Source organism: Granulicella mallensis MP5ACTX8 (genome assembly GCF_000178955.2).
Lineage (GTDB): Bacteria > Acidobacteriota > Terriglobia > Terriglobales > Acidobacteriaceae > Granulicella > Granulicella mallensis.
In genome coordinates this window covers 3,900,043-3,912,175 of record NC_016631.1, presented here as the reverse complement: position 1 = coordinate 3,912,175, position 12,133 = coordinate 3,900,043, and the positions used below count along the sequence as shown (strand labels likewise).

General features: G+C 57.3%; 7 protein-coding genes. 4 read left to right on the top strand and 3 right to left on the bottom strand.

What is annotated here, in order from left to right; all coding sequences use genetic code 11:
- The first annotated feature begins 297 nt into the window (after positions 1–297).
- Positions 298–771 (top strand): cupin domain-containing protein, encoded by a 474-nt coding sequence (locus ACIX8_RS15585; RefSeq protein ID WP_014266324.1) that lies wholly within the window; start codon positions 298–300, stop codon positions 769–771.
- 68 nt (positions 772–839) lie between these two features.
- Here ACIX8_RS15585 and ACIX8_RS15580 read toward each other — a convergent pair whose 3' ends face one another.
- Positions 840–1,850 carry an HPP family protein gene (locus ACIX8_RS15580; protein ID WP_014266323.1) on the bottom strand — a complete coding sequence of 337 codons (1,011 nt, stop codon included), beginning with the start codon at positions 1,848–1,850 and terminating at the stop codon, positions 840–842.
- Positions 1,851–2,388: 538 nt separating this feature from the next.
- Here ACIX8_RS15580 and ACIX8_RS15575 point away from each other — a divergent pair.
- Positions 2,389–3,381 carry a YncE family protein gene (locus ACIX8_RS15575; protein WP_014266322.1) on the top strand — a complete coding sequence of 331 codons (993 nt, stop codon included), beginning with the start codon at positions 2,389–2,391 and terminating at the stop codon, positions 3,379–3,381.
- A gap of 240 nt (positions 3,382–3,621) precedes the next feature.
- Here the strand turns inward: ACIX8_RS15575 and ACIX8_RS15570 are convergent, their stop codons facing one another.
- Positions 3,622–4,665 (bottom strand): alpha/beta hydrolase family protein, encoded by a 1,044-nt coding sequence (locus tag ACIX8_RS15570; protein ID WP_014266321.1) that lies wholly within the window; start codon positions 4,663–4,665, stop codon positions 3,622–3,624.
- A gap of 211 nt (positions 4,666–4,876) precedes the next feature.
- On the bottom strand, positions 4,877–6,640 hold the full coding sequence (locus ACIX8_RS15565) for a hypothetical protein (RefSeq protein ID WP_014266320.1): 1,764 nt from the start codon (positions 6,638–6,640) through the stop codon (positions 4,877–4,879).
- A 1,010-nt stretch (positions 6,641–7,650) separates the two neighbouring features.
- Here ACIX8_RS15565 and ACIX8_RS24665 point away from each other — a divergent pair.
- Both ACIX8_RS24665 and ACIX8_RS15555 read left to right on the top strand, forming a co-directional pair.
- Positions 7,651–11,154 (top strand): beta strand repeat-containing protein, encoded by a 3,504-nt coding sequence (locus ACIX8_RS24665; RefSeq protein ID WP_014266319.1) that lies wholly within the window; start codon positions 7,651–7,653, stop codon positions 11,152–11,154.
- Positions 11,155–11,368: 214 nt separating this feature from the next.
- Positions 11,369–12,067, top strand: a complete 699-nt coding sequence (locus ACIX8_RS15555) for an RNA polymerase sigma factor (RefSeq protein WP_014266318.1) — start codon at positions 11,369–11,371, stop codon at positions 12,065–12,067.
- Positions 12,068–12,133 lie beyond the last annotated feature (66 nt).

The window sequence follows — 12,133 nt, the reverse complement described above, 5'->3', positions numbered from 1 at the left end:
AGGTCTCCTTTGTCGCGCACGGGGGCTGCGACCGCTGGTGGAAAAGCATTCAACTTTTCGGTTGTGGGTTATTCGCCTGGCGTTGTTTGCCGCTTAGCGATCTCATCTCTGCTTACATAGACTCATACGAAGGGAGTTTTTCTATGGTTCCCTGAATTTGCAAAAAAAATATTGCCGACTCCTCGGGCTCATGCCCCAGGGTGTGGGAGCCGTACTACGACTTGCGGCAAAATCCTTGTTGCCGTCATCACTGAAGATGGATCGCGCAGGGATATAAACTGGCTGCGGAGAGGGACGATGAACAGACGAGGATTTCTGATCTCAGCGGTCGCGTTGCCGGGAGCCACGATGTTTCCGGAGGTGCTGGCGCAGTCCGGGCAGCAGATTACGCATGTGGACACCAGGACCGGTGGCGCTCTGCTGCGGAGCGGTGTCGTGAAGGCTGAAGGCATTCAGCCAGAGGGAGCCGCGCCCGGAGCAAAAGCCTATGTGCACTTCAACGGTCCGACGGAGCAGCTCGCTGCGCTTGCCTCGGGGTTGGTGACCTTGGAGCCGGGAGCGCAGCCCCATCCGCCGCATCGCCATCCTGAGGAAGAGATCATGATTGTGGGCGAAGGAGCTGGAGAGTTTTTTCTCGACGGCGTCGCGACGCAAGTAAAGATGGGTGACATGGTGTTTGCCGAAGCCAATGTGCTGCATGGCGTGAGGAATACGGGCGAGACGCGTATGACGTTCTACTTCATCAAGATGATGGGAAAGCACGCTTCATGAGTGCTTGGTCCGCCTAAGGAGCTGCCTATTAGCCGTCTTTGCGGTACCGCTCTGTACCAGGATTTCAGTCATCGACTCTTCTGACAACCGGCGGTGTCTTTTTCCTGATGGGTGGACTCCTCGGAAAAAGATCGGCCGCGCTGCAAGCGAACGCGTGCGGCAAACCACAGGCTTAAGAAAGCCGTTCCCAACCCAACCGATATGGGGTACCAGATACTTGGAGTCTCCATCACGTATGGCAGCAATCCCACAGCGAGGGCTGGTGGCATGTGGGCGCGAAAGATCCGAAGTACGAGAATTGAAAGCGCAACCGTCAGCACAACGCTTAACAGATTGTTTCCAAGTAAACGCAACAAGCCGAAGCCAACTCCTGCGGTCAGAAAACAGGTAAGCGGGAACAACGCTGGACGTTTGATCCATCCCGGCAACTTCGGATGGCCAAACAGCTCATAGGCCATCACAATCAGCGGTGGGAACAAGAGGAAGTGCAGGCCTGTGAGTTGTCCAATCGAGGCCAGAACCAGGACGAAGGCGAGAAGGTGCGCGAGCCAGAAACGGTCATCAGGACGGGCCTCCAGAGCATCGTCGATGGAGTTCGCCGGCGTTTCTGAAAACAACTCTTCATCGCGTAACGTGAAAGCTTTCCATATCCATAGCGAGAGGGCGAGGCTCGCCAGTCCGATGAGAATAGCCAATGGATACGCCCAATGCCGTTCGCCCAAAACCAGTGGCAAGACCCCTGCGGAGATTGCCGGCCCGATAGCAGACCGAAGCAGGCGAATGACGGCAAGACTCACCAGCGTGATGAGCAATATCTGAAGAGCACCGTAGTGTGTGTATCGCGAGATGAGCAGCCCTGCGGCTCCGCTCAGCGTTGGGGTGAGGATCAGGCGAAAAGGTTGACTCGCCCACTTGCCGCGTGGCCGGGTGAACACGTCATGAGATAGAGCGGCGAGCTCGGGAAAAAGCAGAAGGCTAACGCCAGTCGTATGGGCTGCGGCGGCAATCAGGCCCATGAAAAGCACCGCCAACACCTCGGCGAGCGCAACACGATGCCGAGTCGTCAATCGAGAACGCAAGCCGGATCTCCGTTTCAGAGGACGTAGGCTTCCTGTAGCGAGTAGCGCACGCTTGAGAAGCTAATCCCAAAGTCCATTATCTGAAACTCGCGGCGGTCGTGTCGAACCGCTTCGCACAAACGTGAGACCAAATGGTGAAGAGCTCGTTTCCCGAGACGTATATCGTCCATCCAGTGAAACGAACATACTGGCCACTCCGGGCACCCTATATTTTCATGCTCAAAACTGTGATCTACACAAGAGCCTTCTCCTGTGTCCTGTTCGGTCACTTTTCGGCAACGGATTTACCGACACTTAATAGCCGCTGCGTTGAGAGGAGGTGTGTCCAGAGGTCAATACCAGTAGATCCGCAACAGCGTTAAACGCTCAACGCATGATTGGCGTATGGCGTTGCGGGTTGCTGTGCTGCTGGGATGTACGTACAGATATAGGCCACGTTTTGAGAAGGTTTCCCACGGAATCTCTTCGAGGTTCTCAGCAGGCTATAACGATCGGACCAGATGTCATCCATTCAACTCAACAAAACAAAGGAGATTCCATGCTGAATCACGTATGCAGACTTATGGCCTTGGCCGCTGTTGCCGCAACTACCTCGGTGGTAGCAGGCGCGCAAACGATCTCGACTGTCATCACCTTCCCGGCCGCGACGAACGGCATCTCCGTCGATCCGGTGCGGAACAAGATTTATGTGGTAGCTCCCGACGTAACCAGCACAGTCTTCAACCTTGCGGTTATCGACGGAGCCTCCAACACGGTTACCACAAACATCCCGCTCCCCGCAGGATCGTTATTCCCCACAGTCGACTATCTTTCCAACCGGATCTACGTAGCTGGCTGCAACAACACGGTTACACCGACCGCCTGCACCGTAACGGTGATCGACGGTAATAAAGATCGTGTTGTGGCTACCATTCCGGTCAGCACAACCCGTGGCTTCGGCTTGGCCGGCATCGTAGTGAATCCGCTGGACGGGCTGGTATATGTAGCCAATGCAAACGATAACGTGATCGACATTATCAATGGCGGGAAAGCCACGGTGGTCGGCTCGATCAGCCTCAACGGCAACTCTCCCAGTGCGATCGCTCTGAATCCGATTCTGAACCTGCTCTACGTCCCCTACGGCACTAACCAGACCGCTGTTGTAAACGCCTCGAACAAGCAGATTCTGAAGACAATCACCTTCGGAAGCACGACAGTCGGTGCGGCAGTGAACATCCTTACTGGAGATGTGTTTGTAACGGACCAGGAGTTCGACGGTCCGTCTTTGACCGGTGTATTCGGTCCGCTTGGCCACGCTGTTGCGAATGTTTCGGTTGGTGCCTTTCCGATGGGCGTGGATGTGGATTCGTTCACAAACCTGACCTTTGTCGCGAGCCCCCAGTCTTCGCAGCTTGCCGTGATCGACGGTTCCACCAACACGCTCCAGGCTACGGTGTCCAACGTTACAGCGCAGTTTGTTGCCGTAAATCCGACTACCCAGTTGGTGTATACGTCAGGCGAAAACGGCGTGACTGTCCTGACAGAGAAGTAATCCGGACTCATGGTGGAAGCAGTTGCGCCACTCTAAGTGGGACACCTTCTTCCGAAATCAGCCGGGAGTTTGTTGCAGCAAATAGCCTCTGGGGCCGTCTTCCGGCTTCCAGAGGCTATTTGTTTAATCCTGATCCAGCGTCGTCCGGGTGGAGTTTCATCGTTGTCGATCATCTCCGATCGACAACGGTGGTTCCAGGAGCAACGCGTGCCGAGAGGCACGAGGCTATAGAGACTCTTCTTAGTGCGTGCTCTTCGCCTCGACGGTATTTCCAGAACCCAATTGCTCTCCCATCCACTTGACAATACCGTTTGAGCCCAACGCCTTTGCTTCCGCGGCGATGTTCGGATAGCTAGTTACTTCGTCGGGAGCAGGCGCAGCCTTGGCGATCTTGTCTCTTGCGGCGTTCGGTGTGACCGGGTTGGAAAGGACCTGTTGGATTCGGATCGCTTTCCCCTTGAGTTGCGGCAGGTAGACGATCGGGTCGAGACCGGAGACCCGTTCTAGAAACTCCGGTTTAAGATAGGCCTCTCGCTCCTCATCTGGAATTTGTTTTGAGCCCTTCAACCAGTCGGGCCAATCGCCCCACGGGTCCATCAGATCGAGCGCGCGGATGCGAGGATCGGCTGCAGCGGCGAGAATCGCAACGGCTCCTCCCGAACCCTGGCCCACCAGGCCCACATGCTGCACATCGAGGTCGCCGCGCGTTTCCATATAATTCAGCACCATCTGCACGTCGTGTGTAGAGCTTGCCAGCGCTTCCTGGAGCTCGCTCACGAACCACTCCTTCAGGGGCCGCGGAGGGCGAATCCGTTCCAGGGAGAGCGCGGACGCAAAGCCTGCTACGGCAAATCCGTTGCGAGTCGCCACATCGCACCAGCGGTCCTGCGGGAAAGTAGTCGTCGCGTCGACGGTGTAGTCATAAAGAAACAGGACGACCGGCAGCTTTTGCTGTCCTCGCGGCCGAATGACGTAGAGGTCGATGGGATCGTTGAGGCGCCACGTCAGGCGATGCAGCTCTCGCGTACACCCTTGTACGTCTGCTTTGCTCAGGGGGACGCTTCCGGTTGAATCGAGCGGAAGGCCACTCTTGGCTACGTCGATCGTGGTCCAGTCCTCGTAGGTGGACGTTTGTTTGGAGAGCGACTGGGGCGCTGCCTGGACAGGCGGCTCGAGAAAAGGTGTGGCCAGGGACGGCTGTTGGGGATGAACTGCCGTTTGCGCGGTCAGAATTGTGGCTGCGAACGTAACCCCTACGAACAAGGCTATACGAGTGCGAAACATTCTTGACTCCTTTGAGGCGAATGATCGAGAGAGTGTCATCGAAAGGCCTTACTGCATTTGAGCAGACCGGAGGCTGTTGCTTTATGAAGTCTTTTCATCTGTGTTCCTTTCAGAAGAAGCGGAAAGGGCACCGACAAAAAAGATTGGCAGACCCCGCTGAGCGGGGTCTGCCGGGTTTAATAGTGCAGTAGAGAAGCCAGACATGCCGAAGTTACCGGCGATGTCCTGTCTGTCCCGTGACGTTGGTGGAAGTGCAGAAGGAGTTGTCGCTTACGGTCAATGGGCTCTGGCTTAGGCTGTTTGTCTTGAGGCCAATGACCACGCCGCCTACATCGCCACCATTTTCGGGAAGGGTGCAAGCGGTGGCTGCATTGGTGCCGAACGCCGTGCTGCCACTGCCATCAGCGGCCGTGAGGGTCTGGGCCGGAGGAGCGAAGTGGGAACGAACCACTAGCATGTTGGTTAGGGGAACGAAGTCAGGATGGGCGGCGACGGAAAAGGCTTGCGCTGCGGAGGACAGAGCCGCGACGTTGGCGTTTTGCGTCGTGCCGACGTTTACGAGGCGAAGCATCGACCAGATGGGATACTTTCCATCGGCAGTCGTTGTCAGGCTGACGTTTGCGAGCTGAGCCGAGGTGGTGGGAATCGTGCCGCTTGCACCCAGCGGATCGATACCGTCCACGCTATAGTACTTGGCGGTGGTGGATACTGCGGAGAAACCAGCAAAGTTTGCTGCGCTCCAGAAGCCATAACCCAGCGAGTTGGAGGTGTTTCCTACCACTGAGCTGAGTTCCTGGCCGGTGCCGATGGCGCGGATGCGTGAGCCGGTGCCGCCGGTGCCGGGAGTGGTGAAATCCAGGGGATTCTTGAGGACCGTTGAGGTTAGGGCAGCTCCAGGAGCAGGAGCGGGAATTGGCCATGTTGCGCTGTTGGCCTTGGTGAGGGTGCAATTTACCTGGGCTGCGGGCTGATTAAGGCCTACATCCTGCGAAGTTGCGAAGGTGCCATTGAGGGTTCCAACCCGGTTAGGAGCATTGAACTCCATCGTGTTATAGGTTCCGGAGAGCGGTTCGCGGATGAAAACCGTTACTCCCGAGCCCGTCCCAGTGGGCGAGGAGACTTGACCGGTGACGGAGCTGGTTCCATCCAGGAAGTTCGCGAGTGCCTGGCTGCCGATGGTCGAGAAGGAGCGGAGTCCGGTACCGCTGGCGTCATTGACGGCAACGATGATCGGGGTGGCGCCGACAGGGGTAACGAAGACCGCCGGGAGAGTGAAGTCGAGTACGTTGAAGAAGCTGGTCGAATTCGCGACGCCGGTGAGGATGTGGCTGCCTGCGGCATAACCGAGTCCGAGATACTGCGTGCTAGACCCCACGACAGTACCGCAGTTGGTGAGGGCGCGCGTGGTTGCGAACTTGGCGTCTTCCGGGCGAATGTCGGTGCCCGCGAAGTTGACCAGCTGGGTGGACGAATCGAGCGCTGACACAACACTTGCGGGAAGCGGGCATTCTCCAGTGGTTCCGCAATTTGCGACTCCGCCGGTGAGAATCAGGCCTACGGGAGCGGTCGGTGCCGTGGCATAGGAGATGGAGCACTTCGAACCGCCTGCGAGATTCGAGTTGTACAGGCAGCGGTTACCAACTACGGAGTCCGTCGACTCGTAGGCGTAGATGTTTCCGGCAGTAGCGCAGGTACCATCCGATCCCTTTGTCCAGGCAACAAAGGCGCTGCCTTTATCGATGCCAGGAGTCGTGGTGCTCAGGCTGGTGTCGGTGGCGATAGCAGTGTTCGTGTTCTCGCTCCATACGCATGCGGCATGGAGGGTTCCGGCGCTGCTGTTTGCGCCCAAACCGAGTTCGAGGAACAAGCCCGAAGATCCCAGGCCGTCGAGTACAACGGTTTGTGCTTTGGCTGACGCCGAACCTGCGACGACGGCCAGGCATGCGACGAATGCAAATTTCAGAATGCCTTTCATAGAAATTGCTCCTTGGTGACTGCTCTGGTTTTGGAGAATGACCTGGCTTGAACAACTGCAATCAGAACAAGCCAAAGCCGTTTACTCGACCCGCCCCGTGAAGATGAGGGGCTTGCCGAGTGCTTCCGTAAGACATGCGAATTGCTGAGGTTCTATTCGTGGAGAGCGCTGGGTAACTACGCCCCTGTCCACGTAGACAATGGGGGAACAGGCTCTCAACAGGGCATGCTCACAATTCACCGCAGCGCAACAAGGGGTTTACGGGAGATTCAATCGAGGCTCGCGCAACCAGCGAATGGAAGAGGAACGATAAGACGAAGCTATAGTGAAAATGCTCTAGTGTGGTGAGTGGTTAAAAAGAATGAGGATGCTCAAAATTGCGCGAAGCGCAAACCGTGACGCTTCAGCGTCAGGGAACGCGCTTCGCGCTGTGGTGAATAGCATCTTCATTCTTCAACGAATTAGCGCTGCACCAGACTAGACGCGGTTTGCCGCCATCGTCGATCGACAGTTTTTGCTCTCTTCCACATCATGGGGCTGGCTGCCTCATAGCGCATTAGCTTGAGACCTCAAAGGCAGGCAGAGATACGGGTCGAGTATGGGATGGAGCTCTGGGATCTCTTCGTTGTCTCTGCTCGTGCGTGCGCACGAGCTTTTTTACATATCGTTAACCTGAGGTGATGGGGGCATGTGTAACTATCGTTTTCGAAAGAGTCTAAATAAAGTCTAGTAGCTCGAAGCGAGCTTCCCCGCGAGTCCTACGGGAGCCTGGCTTTGCTGCGTTCCTTTGGAATAAAAGAGACTGATATCTCACGCTCTTCCCCTCTTCTAGCCCTTCCTGGCATAGCAAATAAGAAACCCGAAAATAATCGAGAGCAGCCGTTGAGAATTGCCTCCCCAATTGTCACTTAAGCGGAGCTTTACTCGGGCCTTCTTCGCCATCGTTGAAAAATTCAGAATGACCAGGCTTCTGTGTTTGTTTCGGAAGACTGAAGGAAAAGGTGTGTCGCATGCAGGGTGGAATGGGTAAGTCGCATAAGTTTGCCGGGAAGTTTCTGATCGTCGGCTTGGTTCTGGTGGAGATGCTGGCGATGGTGGGCTGCGGCGGCAGCAGTTCCTCTTCTGGCTCAGGCACTCTAACTGCGACTCCTGCCTTCAGTCCTGGCGGCGGCACGTATACAGCGTCACAGCCCGTTACCATCTCGGACGCGACCCAGGGCGCGGTGCTCTATTGCACTACGGACGGAACGACACCCACGGCTTCTTCGCCGCAGTGCAGTCAGCCCACCACGGTCTTTAAGAGCGAGTTCCTCCAGGCCATCGCCGTTGCGCCGGGCATGTCGCCGAGCGCTGTTGCCTCGGCGGGTTACACAATCAATCTCAATACGGCTCCGACGCCGAGCATCAGCCCAGCGGGCGGCACTTATACCGGTCCTCAACAGATCACGATCCTCGATTCTTTGTCCGGCGCAAATATTTATTACACCACCGACGGAAGTTCGCCGATCACCACCGGCGGCACACAGGCCTCGAGCGCTAAACTCTATACTGTCCCGCTTACGATCTCGCAGAACACCACGCTGAGCGCGGTTGCCATTGTCACGGGCTATACGCCTAGCGCCATCAATAGCGCCACCTATACGATTCAGCCTCAGCTGCCCGCGCCCGTCATCAGCAGCCTCTCGCCGACCTCCGCGAGCGCGGGCGGTGCTGCGTTTACGCTGACGGTGAACGGAACGAACTTCGTCTCCGGCTCTACAGTGCAGTGGAGCGGCACGGCGCTGGCGACGACCTATGGCAGCGCGACGAAGCTTACGGCTGCGGTTCCAGCCTCTCTCATCGCCAGCGCGGGTACGGCTAATGTGACCGTAGCCCAGGCTTCGGGCGTCTCTGCTGCGACAACCTTCACTATCAATAACGTCGCCCCCACGGTCACGGCCCTGAGTCCTTCCTCAGGAGCGGCAGGCACCTCTGTGACCATTACAGGAACCAACTTCACGGGTGCGACTGCCGTCACCTTTGGCGCCACGCCTGCCACCAGCTTTATAGTGATCTCCCCTACCAGCATTACGGCAGTCTCTCCTGCGGGAACGGGCACCGTGGATGTAAAGGTGGTCACGCCGAACGGCACGAGCGCGACTGCTGCTGCCGATCAATTCACCTATTCCGTGAATGCTCCGACGGTAACGGGCATCAGCCCGGCCGCCGGTCCGTCGGCGGGCGGTACGTCTGTGACCATCACAGGAACCAACTTCACGGGTGCGACTGCGGTCAACTTTGGCGCCACGCCTGCCACCAGTCTTAATGTGATCTCTGATACCAGCATTACGGCTGTTTCACCTGCGGGGACGGGCACCGTGGATGTCACGGTTGTCACGCCGGGAGGAACCAGCGCAACTTCTACTGTCGATCAATTCATCTTCGGAGCCATCACGCTCAACGGTTCAGTCGTCAGCGGTATGTCGCCGATCACAGGTGCGACGGTGCAGATGTATGCCGCAGGTACCACCGGCTACGGCAAGGGCTCCAGCGCTCTTGCGACGATACCTGCCACCATCCTCACGGATTCCAAGGGGACCTTCACGCTCCAATACGCCTGCCCCGCGGCGGGCGCCCCCGGAGACCAGATGTACCTGGTTGCTACCGGGGGGGACAGTGGAAATGGAGCTAATTCCAGCATCGTGTTGATGGAGGGGCTGGGCACCTGCGGCACCCTTCCCTCGTTCGTCAAGGTGAATGAAGTGACGACAGTGGCCTCGGCCTATGCGTTGTCCTCATTCGCTACTGTGAATACGGGCGGCGGCATTGCAGTGGGCGCGCCGGCACTGGCATCAGACTTGAGTTGTAACGCCGCAAGCGGTTGGCAAAGCACAGGGCCGGAAACCTGCAACTATACCGGGCTGGTCAATGCCTTCAAGGCGGTGTCCAATCTTGTAGATCTGGGAACAGGAACGGCACTTACCAATACTCCGGCGTATAAGCTGGATCTGGCAGGCGATCCGAATATTCTGAACAACAGCACGGTGCCGACCACGCGCATCAACGCGCTGGCGGACATGCTGGCCTCCTGCGTGGAGAGCAGTGGCTCAACAAGCTGCGGCAGCGGCCTGTTTACAGCGGCAAAGCCCAGTGGCGGCACGCAACCGGGTGACACGCTGCAGGCAGCACTCGACATCGCGCAGAATCCCGGCAACGATGTCCCCACGCTGCTGGGCTTGGTTGCGTCCATGACGACACAGCCTTACAGCCTCACGAGTCCGGACCCCGGCAGCAGCCCCCTTGCCGTGACCGGTCCTGACGTGCCCACAGACCTGACGCTGGCTCTCACCTTCACCGGAGCGGGACTGGGAGTTGCGCCTGGCGTCACATTCGCGGACGGCAGCAACGGGGGGAGCCTCAATGGGGCTATGGGTATCGATGCCGCCGGAAACATCTGGGTCGGGGCAGGCATTTTTAGCACAAACACCTTCCAAACATCAGCCCTGATGATCGCGGGGTTCAACGCCCTGGGTGCACCTCTGTCTCAGACGCCCGCGACTACCTTAAGTTCGGGAACCCCGACCTATGGCGGGTACAACCCGGAGCCGAATGCAATCCAGAACAGAGGCCCTGAGATCACTTCGCTCGCCATCGATCAGTCGGGGAACCTATGGGTGAACGATTCCTATAACAATGTGATCGAAATCAACACCAGCCCCAGTCTTTCTGCGCAGAACCCTGTTTTTACAGGGATTGCCGAAAACCTGGCCATCGACGGCAGTGGTGACGCGTGGTTTGTCCAGCCAAGCGGCCACAATGTGGCCGAGGTTAGGGGCGACGGAAGCCCTGGCGTCACTGGAGGAGCGATTACCGGCTATAGTCCGGGTTATCTGGTTTTCGACTCTGGCGGGGGGATATGGGCAGCCGGCGGTAACCCTTCTGGCGGTGCGGATGTGCTTCAGCTCAGCACATCGGATGGAAGCCTCACCTACGATGCGTTTTCGTCGAGTTCTGGGCGTATATCGACAACCCTGGCCGTGGACGGCTCCAGCAACATCTACGGATGCGACCCGACCGGTTTGAATCTGGATGTGTTCAACGCGGGTGCCGTGGCAAATTCCTACCCGATCAAGACCCAAAGAGCCTGCGGCTCGCAATTAGTGCTCGATGGACAAGGCCATCTTTTTTCGGTGCTGAACAATCCCTCCAGCCTCCCAGGGTTGGGCAACTTCACCGCGAATATCGATGAGTTCACAACCGGTGGAACACTGATTTCACCACAAACGAACGGTTACACGGGCACCAGCAGTACTGAGACGCCGACACTGATTACAGATCCCAACTTTACAAGTTCTCCGGTTCCTGGGATCAGCGCGGCCATTGACGGCTCCGGTAACCTCTGGGTGCTGAATGCCGACTCCTTCGGCTCCAACGTCCGAGGCAACTCGTTGGTGGAGTATATCGGCATTGGAGCGCCGGTGATCACGCCTGCTTCAACTGCACTGGCGAACGGCTTGTTAGGAGTGCGTCCATGACGAGTGCAGGCAGGAGTGAAAAATACTCGGAGAAATAACGTGGGCATCGCAACTGTTTCGCATGGATATGCAAATCTCGACTCTGCTTTCACCGCCCTCTGTATTCAAGGCTCACGCTCTGGATACAGAGGAAAGACGACATCCGTCTTCGCTGGGAGATGCGAAGCGTCAAGGACGAGTTGCGCCCTGCGGGCAGGGTATAGGAGCAGCGAGAATGCAGATCTGTCAAAGAACGGAGATTCATATTCGGCGGAACAGCGGCTCAAGCTTCACGGAGCCGGAACTACCCACGGAGGACGCAACCTATCTTGCGCCGACACTGCTTGAAGACCGAGCGCCAACTGGAGACAAGGAACGGCAGGATCCCGTGCAGACTCTCAAAGGAGATTCAAGGGAAGAGTTCATCCTGGCACTGTACGACGAGTACCGGCCCAGGCTCTACCGTTACATGCACAGCATGCAGTTGGGACGCGATCACGCTGACGAAATCATCCAGGAGACCTTTATGCGCCTGACCATAGAGCTTCTCAAGGAGAGCAAGATCGAGAACGTCCAGGGATGGATCGTCCGGGTGGCTCACAATCTCGCCATCAACGTGTTGAAGAAGGAGCACGGGACAGTCGTGAACGAAGAGGCCCGCAGTTTTGTCATGGAGAATCTAGCCGACCCCGCGTTGAGCCCGGAGGAGAGCTATTCGAATAAGGAGCAAGTCAAGCTCATGAGGACGGTACTTTCAAGCCTGAAGCCGCAGCATCGGCAATGCTTTCAAATGCGGGCGCAAGGCTTCCCGTACAAAGACATCGGTCTCGCCCTTGGATTCAGCGAACAACGAGCTGCCTTCGTGGTGAAGCAGGTGGCTGTGCGTCTGGCAGCAGTCTATGGCTTGCGGAATGGTGGGCAGGGTGATCGATAAGCTGCTGCGGCATCTTCTTCCCAACTCCGATACCCATCTCTCCGACGAGCGATTGGCGGCTTTGTT